Raw genomic sequence first — 17,262 nt, forward strand, 5'->3', positions numbered from 1 at the left:
ATCAATCAGAGAGTGAGGTAATAATTGTTGGCGTTTCGTTCGGGTGGGCCGAACGAACGTTCGGTTTATCGCCGCGTCAGCGCGGCGACGGTCTCGCGGACCGGGTTCGAACCGACGGACGAGAGCGCGTCGAGCGCCGCATCTGCGGCGTCTTCGCCGAGGCCGAACGCGAGCAGGTCGCGGTTGCGCGCGGCGAGGTCGGACTCCGACAGCGGGTCGCGGTAGTCGCCGCGGGGGTACTCGCGCTCGCCGACGTAGCGGCTCCCGTCGCGGGCGGTCACTTCGACGCGTGCGCCCCAGTCGTCAGGGAAGGCCCGCTCGAACGCCTCGTCCGCGTGCAGGTGGACGCGCTCCGAGAGCGACTGCACGGCCTCGTCACCGAGCGCGTCGTCGAGGAAGTCGCCGAGTTCGACGCTCCCGTCCGCGACCCAGCGGGCGAGGACGTACGGCGTCGAGAACTTCGCCGCGGTGAGCGTCTCGGGCCGCGCGTGGCTCATATCGACGCCGTTGCGGTAGGTGTACACGTCGATTCGGTCTACGTCGTCCGGCGCGAGTTCGTCCGCGCCGGCGTCCCGCAGGGCGTCGAGCGGGGCGTGGGTGTAGCGACACGACGGGTACGGCTTCTGGTAGGCCTCGGTAATCCACCAGTCGTCGCCGAGCGAGTCGAACAGGGCGGCGAACTCGCCGTCTCCGAGGAGCGTTGCGAACGGGTCGTAGACGGCCTCCATCGCCGCGGGGGACCCGCGGAGGCCGGCGGCGGCCAGCGTCGCGGCGCTTACGCCGGCCTGCGCGGAGAACCCGGCGGTGACGTTCCGCGACGGCGCGCCCTCAGCGAAGGGGTCGTGCATGGAGACGACCGCGAGGTTCAGCGCGGTGCGGACCGTCTCGCGCACCTCGTCGGGCGACTGCCCCGCACAGACGGCGGCGGTCAGCGCCGGGCCGAGCGTCGTCCACGTGGAGTGCGGGTCGCGAACGAGCCACGGAATCGCCTCGTTCATCCGCGCCTTCATGGCGAAGATGGCGTACTCGAAGCGCGCGCAGAGTTCGTACGAGCGGACGCAGGCGTCCACGAACGACTCGCCGTCGATGTCGTGGGCCTCGGCGACGCCGACCGCGCCCGCGACGATGCTCGCGCCCACGTGGCCGCCGCGGTTGTGACCCTCCTCTATCTCCTGTGTTATCGCCGCCGTCGCGTTCAACAGCGCCGCCTGCGCCGGGTCGACGCGGCGGTCGGTCCCGAGGGCGGACGCCGGACCGTCGGCGAGCGACGCGTCGCGGAAGACGCCCGCGTGTTGTGGGGCGGCCGCGCCCGCGACGGTCGCCGCGAGCACGTCCGCGACGATTCGCTCCCCGTCGGCGCGCACGTCGTCGGGTAGCTCGTCGGTCAGAAAGCCGTACACCTGTCGTTCCCAGTCGCGGACTGGTTCCTGTGAAATCATGGTCTGAATACGTGGTCGAAGGGCGGCTCAGGCCCGAGTGAGGGCGCAGAGCACGCGGGGGGCGGCGGGTTCGGTCGCCGCGGTCCAGAGTCCGTCGACGCCGCCGTCGCCGATGACGGGCGCGACGAGTCCGTCGAACTTCGCTCTGAGTTCCGATTCGGTGAAGGGGTCGTGTTCGCCGCCGCGGGCGGCGCGCACCTCGCGGGCGTACTGCTCGCCGTCGGTCGTCTCGACGGTGACGCGCGCGCCGCGCTCGTCGGGTGTGCGGGCCGCGAACTCCTCGGTGGCGACCACGTCCACGCGGCGGGCGAACCCGAGGGCGGCCTTCGTCAGCGCCTCGTCGGTGAACGCGTCCTTGCCGGTCTCGCCGGCCGTCAGCGCCGAGGCGACGGCGAAGGGAACCGAGAACTTCGCCTGCAGGGCGTTCTCGGGCGCGGGTTCCGACAGCGCGGCAGCGGCGGGGTACGTCTCCACGGTGACCGACTCGATGTCGGCCGCGCCGACGCCCGTCTCCTCGACGAGGAGCGCCACGGCGTCGAGGGCGGCGTGGGTGTAGCGGCAGGCCGCGTGGACCTTGAAGTAGCCGCGCTCGATTTCCCAGCGCTCGCCGAGTCCGTCGGCGAGGGCGCTCCGGTCGGGACCGTCCGCGGCGACGGGTTCGAGGTGTCGGGCCACGCCGTCGTCGAGGCCGGTGAAGCCGGATTCGGCTTGATCGACCGCGAGCAGGCCCGAGAGGTTGCTCATCCCGACGTAGCCGTTCCTGACGGTCGCGCCCTCGGTGGCCGCCTCGAACCGGGTGTGCTGGGCGTAGTTCGCCGCCATGCGCATCGCGTCGAGCGTCGTCTCGGCGTCGAGGCCGCGGAGTCGGGAGACGGCCGCGGCGGTTCCGACGCCGCCCCACACGCCGTGGGGGTGGAGGCCGTCGGCGAGCGGGACCACCGTCTCGGCGGTGCGGACCGCCGCCTCGTAGCCGGCGACGAACGCCGTCAGGAACTCGTCGCCGCTTCGGTAGGCCGATTCGCCGTCCGCGAGGAGCGCGGGCAGGACGTGAATCGCCGGATGGCCGGCCGCGAAGCGGTGGCCCTCGTCGAGTTCGAGGACGCTCCCGGCGGCCGCGTTGACGAACGCGGCGCGGTACGCGGTGGTCCGCTCGCCCGCGGTCCCCATGATGGTCGATTCGCCGCCGTTCTCGTCGGCCCACCGGCGCGCTAACGCGGTGACCGCGGGGTCCGACGCGCCGCCCAGCACCGCCCCGATGGTGTCGGCGACGACGAGGGACGCGCGGTTTGCGACCGACGCGGGGAGGTCGGCCCGGTCGAGGTCGGCGACGAACGACGCGAGCGCTTCGTCGGTCATCTCAGACCCCGAGGTACGCCTCGACGACGCCCTCGTCTTCGAGGAGTTGGTCGCCGTCGGCGGTCATGCTGATGCGGCCGTTCTCCATGACGTAGCCGCGGTCGGCCAGTTTGAGCGTCTGCTGGACGTTCTGTTCGACCATGAGGACGGTCATGCCCTGCGCGTGGATGTCCTCGATGACGTCGAACACCTCTTGGACGAGGTGCGGCGCGAGGCCGATGGAGGGCTCGTCGAGGATGAGCAGGTCCGGTTCGCCCATGAGCGCGCGGGCGAGGGTCAGCATCTGTTGTTCCCCGCCGGACATGGTGCCGGCGCGCTGGTTCTTGCGCTCCGCGAGCCGGGGGAACAGCTCCAGCATCTCGTCGAGGTTCTCCTCGCGGTGCGCCTTCGCCTCCTCGGTCTGCGCGCCGAGAAGCAGGTTGTCGATGACGGTCATGTTGGTGAACAGGTCGCGGTTCTCCGGGACCTGCACGATGCCGCGCTCGACGATTTCGTGGGACGCCTTCGAGTGAATCGCCTCGTCGCGGTAGGTAATCTCGCCGTGGCTCGGCGAGAGGATGCCGCAGATGGTGCGCATCGTCGTGGTCTTGCCCGCGCCGTTCGAGCCGATGAGCGCGACGATTTCGCCCTCTTCGACGTGCATATCGACGCCGTGGAGCACTTCGATGTCGTCGTAGCCGGCGCGGACGCCGCTCAGTTCAAGCATCGACGTCGAACCCCCCGATGTAGGCCTCGATGACCCGGTCGTCTTCGACCACCGTCTCCGGTGCGCCGAAGGCGATGCCCTTCCCTTGGTCCAGCACTTTCACGTAGTCCGAGATGTTCATGATGGCTTTCATGTCGTGTTCGATGATGAGGAGGCTCGTCCCGCGCTCGCGCAGTTGGCGGAACAGGTCGAGCATCTGCTTCGACTCCGACGGGGTGAGCCCCGCCATAATCTCGTCGAGGAGCAGGATTTCCGGGCGCGTCGAGATGGCGCGAGCGAGTTCGAGGCGCTTCTGTGCGCCCACGGTGAGTTCGCCCGCCTCCTCTTCGGCCTTGTCCGCGAGCCCGACGAATTCGAGGTTCTCCATGGCGATTTCGCGCGCCTCGCTCCGGCGGCGCGTGTGGATGTGCGCGCCGACCATCGCGTTCTCGACGACGGTCAGTTCCTCCAGCGGGCGTGTGATTTGGAACGTCCGCGCCAGCCCCGCCCGCGCGATTTTGTGCGCCGGGAGGCCGGAGATGACCTCGCCGTCGAGTCTGACGGTCCCGCTCGTCGGCGGGAACGCCCCGCTGATGCAGTTGAACAGCGTGGTCTTGCCCGCGCCGTTCGGCCCGATGAGGCCGATAATCTCGCCGCGGTTGACGGTCATATCCACGTCGTCGAGCGCCTGCAGGCCGGAGAAGCGCTTGCCGACGCCTTCGACCGACAGAATCTGCTCGCCGTCGCGGTCGATGTCGGCGTCGGGCGAGTCGCTCCGCGGCGCGTCGGCGTCCGGCACGTCCGCGGATTCCGCGTCGGCGTCGGGCGCGTTCGTCTCGTCTGCCGACATCACTCGCTCACCTCCTCGTCACCGCGGACGCGCTTCCAGAGGGCGCGTGCCTGACTCGGCCAACTCACGACGCCGCGCGGCGAGTAGATGACGATGGCCACGAGGAACGCGCCGTAGATGATGCGGTCGAGGCCGTTGATGTCGGAGAACGTCGTCCGCGCGATTTCGCTGACGGGCGTGACGATGAACGAGCCGACGATGGGCCCCAGAAGCGTCCCCGGTCCGCCGACGACGGCGGGGAGGAGCAGTTCGACGTTCTTGAACAGCGCGAACACGGTGTCCGGGCGGATGGTGTTGAAGTACATCGACCAGTAGGCACCGCCGAGGGCGGTGAAGAAGGCGCTGACGGCGACGCCGATGAGCTTGTACCGGAAGCTCGGCACGCCGACGCTGGCGGCGGCCCGCTCGTCCTCGCGGATGGCGAAGAAGTACAGCCCGACCCACGAGTTCTTGATGACCCACGAGACGAGCGTCACGACGAGCAGGAAGCCGACGATGAGGTAGTAGTACGGCAGGTCGTTCTGGAACTGGAAGGCCACGAGGCCGTACTCCGCGCCGTAGTCCCGCGGGAACGGCTTGAAGTAGCCGTTGGCCCCGCGGAGTTCCGACATGTTGGTGACGACGAAGCGGAGCAGTTCCGCGAACGCGAGCGTCGCCAGCGCGAAGTAGTGGCCCTGCAGTTTGAAGCGAAACGAGAGCGCGCCGATGACGAGGCCGTAGCCCGCGGCCAGGACGCCCGCGACGAGCATTCCGACCCACGGGTTGACCGCGAAGTCGACGAGCAGTTTCTGGGTCGCGTACGCGCCGATGCCGAAGAACGCCGCGTGCCCGAAGGAGAACTGCCCGGTGTAGCCGGACATGATGTTCCACGACTGGGCCGTGTAGGCGTAGATGACCGTGAGGATGAGCACTTTCAGGCTCAACAGCGCCGCGAGTTCCATCCCGGCGACGTCGATTTCGATGATGACCGGGAGCGCCGCGAGCAGGCCGAACAGCGCGACGCCCTTCACCAGCGGGGCGTACCGTTGTTCGTCGAACGTCCGGTAGCGGTCGCGGACGGACTCGATGGCGCTCACGCCTCAGCACCTCCGAAGAGTCCCTCGGGCTTGACGAGGAGCGTCCCGATGAAAAGCAGGAAGATGAGCACCTGCGCGGTGGTTCCGGGGAGGTAGTAGCCGCCGAACACCTGAATCATCCCGACGATGAGGCCGCCGACGAACGCGCCGGGGAACGAGCCGAGGCCGCCGAGGATGACGATGACGAAGGCGTTGATGAGGTACGTCTCGCCCGTGAAGGGGTCGAATCGCTGGAACAGCGCGATGGAGCCGCCGGCCACGCCGGCCAGCGCCGCGCCGATGCCGAAGGTGAGGTAGTTGATGCGGCGGACGTTGATGCCGACGTAGCGCGCGCCGTCGCGGTTGTCGGCCGTGCCGCGAATCTTCCGGCCGAGGTCGGTCCGGTTCAGGAACGCCCGCACGGCGAGCATCGTCCCGAGCGCGATGACGAGCGCGTAGAACTGCCCGAGCGGGATGAAGACGCCGCCGACCTGTATCGAACCGAGCGAGAGTTCGACCTGCTGGGGGTCGGGCGTGAACACGATTTCGATGGCCGACTGGATGATAAAGAGGACGCCCAGCGTGGCGATGAGCTGGTTCTGCTGGGGGGCCTCGATGATGGGTTCGACCGTGAGCACGTGGACCACTACCCCGAGGACGAACAACACCGCGGCGGCGATGGGGATGCCGAGGAACGGGCTGATACCCGCCATCTCGGAGACCAACCACACCGAGTACATCCCGACGACGAGGAAGACGCCGTGGGCGAAGTTGATGACGTCCATCACGCCGAATATCATCGTCAGCCCGAGCGCCGTCAGCGCGTAGACGCCCCCGAGCAGGAGGCCGAACGCGAGCAACTGCAGGAGGACGGGCTCCAGATTGGTGATGTCGGTCAGGAACTGTACGAACGGGTCGATGAATCGGCCGAGGCCACCGCCCTGCAGCGGCAGCGGCGCGACCGATGTGACTAGGTGTCCCATGCGGTTTCTACGCTCGGGAATTGTTGGCAACCCCCATAAAAGGTGGCTATCGTTCGAGACGGTTCGTTGACGTGACGGCGGACGCGGGTAGCGGTTAGACCTGTGGTTCGGCCTCCGCGTACTCCTCGGGGTAGACGACTCTGACCGAGAGGTCTTGGACCTGGTTCACCGGGCCGAGCGCGTTGATGTTCTCGCCCTGGTCGTCGAACTCGATGGCGCCCATCGCGGAGATGTGGTCCTCGTATCTGAGGCCCTTGAGCGCCTCGTTGATGTCGTCGGGTTCGACGCTACCGGCCTCCTCGACCGCCTGGATGATGACCTCCGCCGCGGTGTAGGCCATCCCGACCGACGCCGAGAACTCCTGGTCGTAGTTGTCGAGGAACTGCGAGCGGACCTCGGCGGTCTTGTCGACCGTCGGGTTCAGCGCGTAGTTGTTGTCCAGCACGCCGTTCGCGAACTCGCCGATGTCGCTGACGGCGTCGTCGTCGGTGAACGTCGCGGACGCGGACGCGGTCAGGTACGGCGGCCGGTAGTCCTGGTCCTGCAACGCCTGCGCGAGCAGGACGCCGCCGGCGACGTACGTCGTGGCGATGATGGTGTCGGGGTCGGCGCTCCGGAGCCGCGACACCTGCGTGTTGGCGTTCGACGCGCCGAACTCGATGGCCGTCTCCTCGACGATTTCGACGTTCTGCTCGGGGAGGAACTCGCGGAGGCTGTCGCGAATCGCCTGCCCGTAGCTGTTGTTGATGTAGAACAGCCCCGCCGTGTCGATGGTGCCGCCGCCGTCGCGGATGACCGTCGGCACGAGGTCCGCGTAGTCGCTCGCCAGTCGGCGCGCCGGGGGTTGCGGCCGGTAGACGTAGTTGAAGTCCCGGCCCTGCAGGATGTTGTCCGCCGCCGCGATGGAGATGACGAACGGGACGCCCTGTCGTTCCGCGACCTGCGTCGCCGCCGTCGTCACCGGCGAGGAGTAACAGCCGGTGAGGACGTGCGCGCCCTCGCTGAGCAGTTCCTCGCTGACCTGTCCGCCGAGTTCCTGTGCGCCCTGGTTGTCGCCCTCGATGACGGTCACTTCCGCGCCGTCGAGCGATTCGATGCCGCCCTCCTCGTTTTTCCGCATCGCGGCGAGTTTGATGGCGTTGCTCATCCCGACGCCCGTCGCGGCGAGACTGCCCGAAAGCGGGTGGTTCGAACCGATGATGACCTCGTCGACGGACTGCTCGGGCGTCCCCGTCGTGGTACCCGTGTCGCCGCCGGAGTCGCCACCCGAGTCACCGCCGGAGTCGCCGCCCGAATCGCTGCCGCCGTTTCCGGCGTCGTCGCTCGCACAGCCAGCTAATGTCAATGCCGCGACGCTCGCGCCCGTTGCTTTGAGGAAGCGCCGCCTGTTGCTCGTCGAAGACTTGAGAGTCTTACCCATGGCAATCAGTCACGAGGTTGGTGCCTATTGTAATAAATGCTATCGTACTCGTGTTGTCACGTTCCGAAGATATTCCCGCGTCGAACCGGTTCGAGACGATAGCTCCGGTCGGGAAACGGGCGAGTTCTCCGTCGTCAGTCCACCGTCGTCAGTCGAGCGACTCGCGGGCGTGAATGCCGGCGAGGCGGCCGTAGCCGAGGGCGGTCGTCAGCCCGTTGCCGGAGAGGTAGCCGCCCGCGCCGTGGCCGCTGATGCCGCAGGCGGTGCCGCCGCCGGCGTAGAGGTTCTCGACGATGCTCCCGTCGGTCCGGAGGACGCGACCGTCTTCGTCGACGACGAGTCCACCCTGCGTGTGGAAGAGCGCGCCGGTGACCTTGGTCCCGTAGAAGGGCGCTTCCAGCGGGTTCGCGCCGTCGACGCGGCCCACCTCGTCGGGGTCGCCCGCCGTGGCGGCCTCGTTGTAGTCGGCGACCGTCTCCGCGGCGCGCTCGCCGTCGGCACCGAGGCGCTCGGCGAGGTCGGCGACCGAGTCGGCGCTGTGGTAGGTCCCCTGCTCGATGGCCTCGTCGAAGTCCTCGAACTGCCCGCGAAGCCGCTCGAAGATGCGCTCGTCGAACAGCTGAATCGCCTGCCCGCCGGGCTGTTTGAGCACCGAGATGGCGAACTCGCTGTAGCCCGCGGACTCGTCGCCGAAGCGCTCGCCGTCCTGATTCACGAGGATGCCCCCGTTCATCGTGACCGCGTAGGTCGAGAGCATCCCCGTCTGGCTCGCCACCGTCGCGTGGCCCTGATAGGCGTCCATACAGGCGAGTTCGCCGCCGAGTTCCGCGCCGAAGCGGACGCCGTCGCCGGTGTTGCCGTCCGCGCCGAAGTACAGCGCCCGCTCGATGTCTTCCTCGCAGTAGTCGGTGACCATCTCGCGGTTGCCGGCGAAGCCGTCGGTGGCGAGGATGACCTTCTCGGCCTCGATGGCCTCGTCGTGGCCGAGGCCGGCGACGACGCCCCGAACCGCGCCGTCGTCGGCGACGAGTCGCTTCACGGGCGCGTTCGTCAGGAGTTCGATGTTCGGCGTCGACTCGACGCGCTCGACCAGCTCGGCGACGATGTTCTCGCCGTTTCGACCCTCCGGCGCGTGCATCCGGTACTCGGAGTGCTTGGGATACTTGAAGTCGTCAACGATGTGGAGCGTGACGTCCCAGTCGTCGACGAGCCAGTGGATGAGGTTCGTGCTCTCCTCGCAGAGGTACTGCACGCGCTCCTCGTCGGCCTCGTAGTCGTTCTTCTCCAAGATGTCGCGGGCCATGTCCGCGGGCGTCTCCTCGATGCCGGCCTCGCGCTGGAGTCGCGTCCCCGCCGCGGGGACCATCCCCGTCGAAAGCGAGGTGTTGCCGCCGCACTCGGGCGCTTTCTCCAGTACCGTCACGCGAACGTCGGGGTTCTCGCTGGCCGCGAGCGCGGCGACGAGGCCGGTGCCGCCGCCGCCCGCGACGAGCACGTCCGTGTCGATGTCCCACTCGATGTCGTCGACCGAGACGACTTCGGCGACGCCGTCGCTCGGCGTCCGCCGGGCTAGTTCGTCCATGCACTCTGCTAGGTAGACTCTATCGTAAAACTACCGCATCCGGCGGTGTCGGCACCACCGCGACCCCTCCGCGTCACCGCCACGTCCGCCGGTTTCGGAAGCGCGTGCGTGAGAACAATTCCCCGTCGCTCCTGTGGGCGTGTCTGTCGTCGTCCCGACCCGGACGTTCAGGAACGGCAGACAGTCTGAAACGTCGGTGTGAAAAACTATGTGTGTCGAGAACACCCATACCGCATGGACTCGCCACGAGACATCGTCGAGGAGTTCTTCGACCGCATGGAAGACGACCGCAGGGACACCGTCGGCGACCTGTTCGCCGAGGACGCCGTCATCACCCTCCCGGGAGCGACCTTCGAGGGACCGACCGCGGCCTACGACTTCCTCGCGCACCTCGAACCGCGCTACGAGTGGGCGGCAAAGGAGTTCGACCGCTGGATAGAGGCGGGCGACACCGTCGTGAGCGTCGGGTCGCTCTACGGGGCCGACAACGACGGCGCGGACTTTTCGGACGTTCGCTACGTCGATATCTACGTCGTCCGCCGGGGCCTCATCGAGCGCCTCGACATCTGGAACGACCTCGCGGTCGACGGCGTCGTTCCGGTCGAGGACGCGCCCGCAGTCCCGGCGGAGGAATGAGCGACCGAACCGCGGTCCTCTTCGCGCTCCGCGACGACCCCTCGCTCGTCGTCCGCGCCGAGGAACTTGGCTACGAGTCGGCGTGGGCCGCCGAGGGACAGGGCAAGACCGCCTTCGGAAAGCTCGAACGCTGGGCCGTCCACACCGAGGAAATCGGCCTCGCGACCGGCATCGTCAACGTGTTCTCGCGGACGCCGGCGGCGCTCGCGGCGGCCGCGGCGACCCTCGACGACCACTCCGACGGGCGCGCGATTCTCGGCCTCGGCGTCGCCCACCCCGGCGTGGTCGAGACGTTCCACGGCGTCCCCTTCGACCGCCCGCTCTCGCGCCTCCACGAGTACGTCGAACTCGTCCGGCGCTACCTCCGCGGCGAGGCCGACTCCTTCGACGGGGAGTTCTTCTCGCCCGAGCGCACGAGTTTCTGGGACGCCTTCGAACCCGTCCGCGAGGAGATACCCATCTACAACGGCGCGCTCGGCCCGGCGAACGTCCGACTCACCGGGCAGGTCGCCGACGGCTGGCTCCCGAACCTCTACCCGCGCCCGCAGTTCGAGGAGGCGCTGGAGTGGCTCGATACGGGGGCCGACCGCGCCGGGCGCGACGCGAGCGACGTGGACGTGGCGATGTACGTCCTCACCGCCGTCCACGACGACGCCGACGAGGCGCGCCGGGCGGCGGCCGAACACGTCGCCTACTACCTGCGCGACGTGCCGGGCTACTACGACCGCGCGGCCGAGCAGGCCGGCTTCGGCGACGAAGTCGAAGCGGTTCGGGCCGCGCCGACGACGGAGGCCGGGGCGCGCGAACTCTCGGCCGACTTCCTCGACCTCGTGGCGCTGGTCGGCACACCCGACGACGTGCGGGGGCGACTCGGCGAACTCCGCGAGATGGGCGTCGACCTGCCGGTCGTCCGCGCGCCCGCTGGCGTCGACCGCGAGTGGGTGGCGCGGACGCTGGAGGTGTTCGCCCCGTAACATGACCTCGCCGAACCGTGCCGTACTTTTATGCTGGATGCCACCGCATCTCAAGCGAAGCGAGTCATGACAGACCGTATCTGGGAGGACCTGCTATCTGAACAGGATAAACAGGTCATCACGAAGGCTGGTTACGACAAGGAGGGCGCCTCGTCGTGGGAGTCCCGCGGCATGGGCGAGAACCCGATGGTTCTCGTCATCGACATGCAGCGGCTCATCGTCGGCGAGAACGCCCCCATCCTCGACGCCATCGAGGAGTATCGCACCGCGATGGGCGACATCGCGTGGGACGCCATCGAACACATCGACCCGTTCCTCGACTTCGCGCGGGAGCAGGGGCTTCCGGTGACGTACACGCGGGTCGTCCCGTCGAGCTACGACGACCCCGACCACCCCGACCTCGACATCGTCGACCCGGTCGCGCCCGAGGAGGGCGACGCCGTCGTCGACAAGTCCTACGCGTCGGCGTTCTACGGGACCGACCTGCTCTCGCGGCTCGTCCGCGGCGACCACGACTCGGTCATCATCGTCGGCAACTCCACGAGCGGGTGCGTCCGTGCCACCGCGGTGGACGCAAAGCAGAACGGCTTCAGCGTCATTCTGCCGCAGGAGTGCATCTTCGACCGCATCGAGGCGTCGCACAAGATCGGCCTCCTCGACCTGTGGATGAAGTACGCCGAGGTACTGGAGACCGAGGCGGTCGAGGAGTGGGTCGAGACGCTATGACCCACGACCTCGTCATCTCGAACGGCACCGTCGTCACCCCCGAACACGGCACCTTCGAGGCCGACGTGGCGGCCGACGGCGAGACCATCTCGGCCATCGCCTCGCCCGGCACGCTCTCGGGCGAGACGGAAATCGACGCGACGGGCAAGCACGTGCTCCCGGGCGCAATCGACCCGCACACCCACCACGGCATCTACCGCGGACTGGAGGCCGACGCCGAGTCCGAGTCCAAGTCCGACCTCGTCGGCGGCGTGACCACCATCGGGAACTACTTCCGGCGGGCCGGGGCCTACGAGGAGATTATGCCGGGCTACTTCGACGAGGCGGAGCCGAACTACTACCACGATTACTTCTTCTCGCTCGGCCTGCTCTCGATGGAGCATATTGAGGAGATTCCGACCATCATCGAGGAGTTCGGCATCACGACGTTCAAGTGGTACATGAACTACAAGGACGCCGCCCGCGAGAAGTTCGGCGTCGACTGCGACATGCACGACGACTTCGGCGACGCGTTCGTCCGGAAACTCGCCGAACAGGACGTGCCGACGACGCTCGGCTACCACTCCGAGAACGTCGAAATCACGAACGCGCTCGCCGGCGGCAACGTCTACGTCACCTCCGAGTCCGACGACACCGACGCCGACGCCGACGAGGGCTACGAGGTGATGGTCGAGGAGTTCCCCGGCTACGCCGAGACGCAGAGCATGGTCGCCGGGGCCGCGCTCGCCAAGGTCCACGGCTACGACGACCGCTTCTACGCGGTCCACATCTCCGCCGGGGGGACGGCCGACGAACTCGCCGCGCTCCACGACGCGGGCTACCGGGCGTGGGGCGAGACGTGCATCCACTACCTCGCGCTCACCACCGAGGAGTGCGACGAGCGCATGAAAGTCAACCCGCCGGTCCGGTCGAAAGAAGACCAAGAGACGCTCTGGGAGCGCCTCGCCGACGGCACCATCTCGACTATCGGCACCGACCACTGCGCCAACCTCGCGGAGAACAAGTTCGGCGACGGCATCCGCGACAGCCTGCTCGGGTTCCCCTCGACGCCCGTGATGCTCCCGCTCATCCTCTCGGAGGGCGTCAACGAGGGCCGCATCTCGCTCGAACGCGCCGTCGAGGTGACGAGCACCAACGCGGCGAAGGCGTTCAATCTCTACCCCAAGAAGGGGACGGTCAGAGTCGGCAGCGACGCCGACCTCGCCGTCGTCGACCTCGACGAGACGAAGACGGTGACGCCGGAACTGTTACACAGCGTCAGCGGCTACTCCCCCTACGAGGGCCGAGACGTCACCGGCTGGCCGACTCAGACCGTCGTGAAGGGCGAACTCGCCTACGACGACGGCGAGATAGTCGGCACGAAAGGGCACGGAACCCACATCGACCGCCCGGTGTGAGCCAGCGACCCGACCCGCCGCCCCACTAACAACGCGGACTGACCGGCCACAGCCGACCGGGCACACGGCCACCCACACGCACCACCAGACGACCACCACACGCGACACAGAACGAGAAGACACACACGACATGACGAACGACACGAACGGACCACTCGACGGCCTCGTCGTCCTCGAAGCCGGGTCGATGATATCCGGCCCGACCGTCGGCCGCTTCATGGCCGACTTCGGGGCGACGGTCATCAAAATCGAACACCCGGCGTTCGGCGACCACATCCGCCGCTTCGGTCCACAGAAAGACGGCGTCGGCCTCTGGCACAAGTACCTCTCGCGGAACAAGCAGTCTGTCACCCTGAACATCTCCACCGACGAGGGCGCGGCGGTGTTCGAGGACCTCGTGAGCGAGGCCGACCTCCTCATCGAGAACTTCCGACCCGGCACGCTCGAACGCTGGAACGTCGGCTGGGAGCGACTCTCCGAGGTCAACGACGACCTCGTGATGCTTCGGATGTCCGGCTTCGGACAGACCGGCCCGTATTCCGAGCGCCCCGGCTTCGGGACGCTCGCGGAGGCGATGTCCGGCTTTGCTTACCTCAACGGCTTCCCCGACTCGCCCCCGTTGCTCCCGCCGACCGGCCTCGCTGACAACATCGCGGCGCTGTTTTCGACGTTCGCGGTGATGTTCGCGCTCTATCACCGCGACGTCCACGGCGGCGGCGGCCAGTACATCGACACGAGCCTCATCGAACCCATCTTCGGCCTGCTCGGCCCGCAACCGCTCCGCTACGACCAACTCGGCGAAATCGAGTCGCGGTCGGGCAACCGCTCGACCTCGTCGGCCCCGCGGAACGTCTACCGGACGGGCGACGACCGCTGGGTCGCCATCTCCGCGAGCGCGCAACCGCTCGCGGAACGGACGTTCGACGCCATCGGCCGCCCCGACCTGAAAGACGACCCGCGGTTCGAGACCAACGAGGACCGACTGGAACACGTCGACGAACTCGACGCCATCATCCAAGACTGGATGGACGACCACAGCCGCGAGGAGGTGCTCGCGGCGTTCGAGGAGGCCGACGCGACGCTCGCGCCGGTGTACAACGTCGAGGACATCCTCAACGACGAGCACTACGCGGCGCGCGAGGCGTTCCTGACGGTCGACGACCCGGACCTCGGCGAGGCGGTCGTCCAGAACGCCTTCCCGAAGTTCTCGGAGACGCCGGGGCGGGTGGACCACCTCGGGCCGTCGCTCGGTGAACACAACGACGCGGTCTATCGCGACCGACTCGGCTACGACGAGTCGGTGCTTTCGGACCTCGAAGCGGAGGACGTGATATGAGCCTCCTCGACTCGATTCCGGAGCGCGTCCACGTCGTCGAGATGCTGCCCCGCGACGGGTTCCAGCGCCTCGACGAGTTCGTCCCGACCGACGAGAAAGTCGAGATAATCGACGCCCTCTCGGACACCGGCGTGGACGAAATCGAGATTTCGTCGTTCACCCACCCGAAGGCCGTCCCGACCCTGCGGGACGCCGACGAGGTGGCGAAGCGAATCACCCGCCGCGACGGCGTGACCTACCGGGCGCTCGTCCCCAACCTCCGGGGCATGGAGCGCGCCGTCGAGGCCGAGGTTGACAAGGTGAACGCGCTCGTCACGGTGAGCGAGACCTACACGAGGAAAAACCAGAACCGCACCCGCGAGGAGGTGCTCGCGGAGATGGACGACATCGTCGAACTCGCCCACGACCACGGCATCGAGGTCGAAGCCGGGATGGGGACGAGTTTCTACTGCCCCTACGAGGGCGCAATCGACCCCGCGGAGACCCTCGCGGTCGTCGACAGCGTCGTCGAATCCGGCGTCGACGAGGTGACGCTGGCGACGACGATGGGCCTCGCCAACCCGGTCGAAATCACGGAGCGCTTCACCGCCGCGTTCGAAGCCCATCCGGGCCTCGACATGGGCCTACATCTCCACGACACGAACGGGATGAGCCTCGCTAACACGCTGGCCGCGATGGCCGTCGGCGTCGACCGCTTCGACGCCTCGGTCTGCGGGCTCGGCGGCGGCGTCGTCCTCCCCGGCGACATGTCGGGCGTCGGCAACACGCCGACCGAGGACCTCGTCCAGATGCTCGAACGCATGGGCGTCGGCCACGGCGTCGACTTCGGCCGCATCGAGGCGGCCGCCCACGACGTGTCCGACCGACTGGGCCTCGGCCTGACGAGTCACGTCCTCGCGGGCGGCACCGTCGAGGGCGTCCTCGACACCGTCGCGGCCGACGGGGAGGAGGACTGAGATGTCCGGCAAGACCCTCGCGGAGAAACTGCTCTCGGAGAAATCGGGCACCGACGCCCGCGCCGGCGACTACGTCGAAGCCGACGTGGACGTGGCGATGGCCCACGACATCACCGGGCCGCTCGCGTTCCAGACGTTCGACGAGGTGACGGGCGACGACGGCGAGCTGTTCGCGCCCGACCGGACCGTCTTTACCATCGACCACCACGCTCCCGCGGACGGGGTGCAGGCCGCGAACAACCACAACGCGGTCCGCGAGTTCGCGGCGGAACACGGCGCGAACCAGTTCGACGTGGGCGACGGCATCTGCCACGCCGTCCTCGTCGAGGAGGGCTTCGTCGGCCCCGGCGACCTCGTCATCGGGGCGGACTCCCACTCGACGACCTACGGCGGCATCGGCGCGTTCGGGACCGGCGTCGGCTCGACCGACCTCGGAACCGCGCTCGCGACGGGCGAACTCTGGTTCCGTGTCCCGAAGACGCTGCGCTTCGAGGTCGACGGCGACCTCCAAGACGGCGTCTACGCGAAGGACCTCATCCTTCGATTCATCGGCGACGTGGGCTTCGACGGCTGTACCTACATGGCCGCCGAGTACGCCGGGAGCACCATCGAGTCGCTCCCGATTCACGAGCGCCTCGTCCTGTCGAACATGGCCATCGAGATGGGCGGTAAGACGGGCCTCGTCGCGCCCGACGAGCGGACCGAGTCGTACCTCGAACGCCAGACCGGGAACGAAATCGACCTCGCGGACGCGTTCGTCTCCGACGACGACGCCGACTACGAGGCGGTCCACAGCTACGACGCGGCCGACCTCGCCCCGCAGGTCTCGAAGCCGTCGAACCCCGAGAATGCGGTGGACGTGACCGAGGTCGCGGGCACCGAAGTCGACCAGCTGTTCGTCGGCACCTGCACGAACGGCCGGTACGAGGACATCAAAATCGTCGCGGACATCCTCGCGGGCGAGACCATCGCCCCGAACGTCCGGATGGTCGTCGTCCCCGCCTCGAAGTCCGTCTACCAGCACATGCTCCAGACGGGCGTCTTCCAGACGCTCACCGACGCCGGCGCGGTCATCCAGAGCGCCGGCTGTGGCCCCTGTGCGGGCTATCATCAGGGCGTCCTCGGCGACGGCGACGTCTGTCTCGCCACGGCGAACCGGAACTTCCCCGGCCGCGAGGGGTCGATGGAGTCGTCGGTCTACCTGTCGAGTCCGGCGACCGTCGGCGCGAGCGCGCTGTACGGCGAAATCACCGACCCCCGCGAGGTCGAGACGAAACGCTACGACGACACGGTCTTCGCGGAGGTGCTACCATGACGGACGCGTTCGCCGGCGACGGCGGCCGCCCGGACCCGGCCGAACCCGGTCGCGCGTGGGTCTTCGGCGACAACATCGACACCGACCAGATAACCCCGTCGCGCTTCATCGTCTCGTCGGACCCCGACGAACTCGCCAGCCACGCCTTCGAGGACCTCAGGCCCGAGTTCTCCGAGTCGGTCGAGTCCGGCGACTTCGTCGTCGCCGGCGAGAACTTCGGGAGCGGGTCGTCGCGGGAGCACTCGCCGCTGTCGCTCGTCGGCGCGGGCGTCTCGGCGGTCGTCGCGCAGTCGTTCGCGCGCATCTTCTTCCGCAACGCCATCAACCTCGGCCTGCCGGTGCTCATCTGCCCCGGCGCGGACGCCATCGAGGACGGCGACGAGATTCACGTCGACCTCGACGCGGGCGTCGTGACGAATCACACGCGAGACGAGACCTACGAGGCGGAGGCGCTCCCCGAGTTCCTCCAGTCGCTCGTCGAACAGGGAGGACTGAAAGCCTACACGAAGGCGAAACTCGACGGCTGAGCGGGCACTCGGCTCACGTCATACC

Annotated in this window: 16 protein-coding genes; 8 read left to right on the top strand and 8 right to left on the bottom strand. The window is 68.1% G+C overall.

The genetic code is table 11. The annotated features are described in order from the left end of the window. Window positions 1-65: 65 nt before the first annotated feature. The 8 genes from AUR65_RS06215 to AUR65_RS06250 all read right to left on the bottom strand — a co-directional run bounded on the left by AUR65_RS06215 (window position 66) and on the right by AUR65_RS06250 (window position 9,370). Window positions 66-1,439 (bottom strand): MmgE/PrpD family protein, encoded by a 1,374-nt coding sequence (locus tag AUR65_RS06215; protein WP_058566021.1) that lies wholly within the window; start codon window positions 1,437-1,439, stop codon window positions 66-68. Between the two features lie 27 nt (window positions 1,440-1,466). Beyond that, entirely contained in the window at window positions 1,467-2,795 is a 1,329-nt protein-coding gene (locus tag AUR65_RS06220) for an MmgE/PrpD family protein (RefSeq protein WP_058566022.1), read from the bottom strand. Window position 2,796: 1 nt separating this feature from the next. Further along, window positions 2,797-3,501, bottom strand: a complete 705-nt coding sequence (locus AUR65_RS06225) for an ABC transporter ATP-binding protein (RefSeq protein ID WP_058566023.1) — start codon at window positions 3,499-3,501, stop codon at window positions 2,797-2,799. Then, complete coding sequence (locus AUR65_RS06230; RefSeq protein ID WP_233194323.1) at window positions 3,494-4,330, bottom strand: ABC transporter ATP-binding protein; 837 nt, start codon at window positions 4,328-4,330, stop codon at window positions 3,494-3,496. The genes AUR65_RS06225 and AUR65_RS06230 overlap by 8 nt, the downstream gene beginning before the upstream one ends. After that, entirely contained in the window at window positions 4,330-5,406 is a 1,077-nt protein-coding gene (locus AUR65_RS06235; RefSeq protein ID WP_058566024.1) for a branched-chain amino acid ABC transporter permease, read from the bottom strand. Before AUR65_RS06235 ends, AUR65_RS06230 begins: the two co-directional genes overlap by 1 nt. Further along, window positions 5,403-6,368 carry a branched-chain amino acid ABC transporter permease gene (locus AUR65_RS06240; protein WP_004978186.1) on the bottom strand — a complete coding sequence of 322 codons (966 nt, stop codon included), beginning with the start codon at window positions 6,366-6,368 and terminating at the stop codon, window positions 5,403-5,405. The genes AUR65_RS06235 and AUR65_RS06240 overlap by 4 nt, the downstream gene beginning before the upstream one ends. A 94-nt stretch (window positions 6,369-6,462) precedes the next feature. Beyond that, on the bottom strand, window positions 6,463-7,788 hold the full coding sequence (locus AUR65_RS06245) for an ABC transporter substrate-binding protein (RefSeq protein WP_058566025.1): 1,326 nt from the start codon (window positions 7,786-7,788) through the stop codon (window positions 6,463-6,465). A gap of 148 nt (window positions 7,789-7,936) precedes the next feature. Next, window positions 7,937-9,370 carry an FAD-dependent oxidoreductase gene (locus tag AUR65_RS06250; protein ID WP_058566026.1) on the bottom strand — a complete coding sequence of 478 codons (1,434 nt, stop codon included), beginning with the start codon at window positions 9,368-9,370 and terminating at the stop codon, window positions 7,937-7,939. Between the two features lie 234 nt (window positions 9,371-9,604). Between AUR65_RS06250 and AUR65_RS06255 the strand changes: the two genes are divergently transcribed. The 8 genes from AUR65_RS06255 to AUR65_RS06290 all read left to right on the top strand — a co-directional run bounded on the left by AUR65_RS06255 (window position 9,605) and on the right by AUR65_RS06290 (window position 17,237). Further along, the gene (locus AUR65_RS06255; RefSeq protein ID WP_058566027.1) at window positions 9,605-10,006 is read left to right on the top strand and encodes a nuclear transport factor 2 family protein; all 402 of its coding nucleotides are present in this window, start codon (window positions 9,605-9,607) and stop codon (window positions 10,004-10,006) included. Next, window positions 10,003-10,980, top strand: a complete 978-nt coding sequence (locus AUR65_RS06260) for an LLM class flavin-dependent oxidoreductase (RefSeq protein ID WP_058566028.1) — start codon at window positions 10,003-10,005, stop codon at window positions 10,978-10,980. Before AUR65_RS06255 ends, AUR65_RS06260 begins: the two co-directional genes overlap by 4 nt. 66 nt (window positions 10,981-11,046) lie before the next feature. After that, a complete protein-coding gene (locus tag AUR65_RS06265) occupies window positions 11,047-11,706 on the top strand; it encodes an isochorismatase family protein (RefSeq protein ID WP_058566029.1) in 660 nt (219 codons plus the stop codon). Beyond that, the gene (locus AUR65_RS06270; protein ID WP_058566030.1) at window positions 11,703-13,103 is read left to right on the top strand and encodes a dihydroorotase; all 1,401 of its coding nucleotides are present in this window, start codon (window positions 11,703-11,705) and stop codon (window positions 13,101-13,103) included. Before AUR65_RS06265 ends, AUR65_RS06270 begins: the two co-directional genes overlap by 4 nt. A gap of 130 nt (window positions 13,104-13,233) precedes the next feature. Beyond that, window positions 13,234-14,439: a CaiB/BaiF CoA transferase family protein gene (locus AUR65_RS06275; RefSeq protein WP_058566031.1), complete on the top strand. Its 1,206-nt coding sequence runs from the start codon at window positions 13,234-13,236 to the stop codon at window positions 14,437-14,439. Further along, complete coding sequence (locus AUR65_RS06280) at window positions 14,436-15,395, top strand: hydroxymethylglutaryl-CoA lyase (RefSeq protein WP_058566032.1); 960 nt, start codon at window positions 14,436-14,438, stop codon at window positions 15,393-15,395. The genes AUR65_RS06275 and AUR65_RS06280 overlap by 4 nt, the downstream gene beginning before the upstream one ends. A 1-nt stretch (window position 15,396) precedes the next feature. Further along, the gene (locus tag AUR65_RS06285) at window positions 15,397-16,710 is read left to right on the top strand and encodes a 3-isopropylmalate dehydratase large subunit (RefSeq protein ID WP_058566033.1); all 1,314 of its coding nucleotides are present in this window, start codon (window positions 15,397-15,399) and stop codon (window positions 16,708-16,710) included. Continuing rightward, window positions 16,707-17,237 (top strand): 3-isopropylmalate dehydratase small subunit, encoded by a 531-nt coding sequence (locus AUR65_RS06290; protein WP_058566034.1) that lies wholly within the window; start codon window positions 16,707-16,709, stop codon window positions 17,235-17,237. The genes AUR65_RS06285 and AUR65_RS06290 overlap by 4 nt, the downstream gene beginning before the upstream one ends. The last annotated feature ends 25 nt before the right edge of the window (window positions 17,238-17,262 follow it).

Source organism: Haloferax marisrubri, from assembly GCF_001469875.2.
In the GTDB taxonomy this organism is placed as follows: Archaea; Halobacteriota; Halobacteria; order Halobacteriales; family Haloferacaceae; genus Haloferax; species Haloferax marisrubri.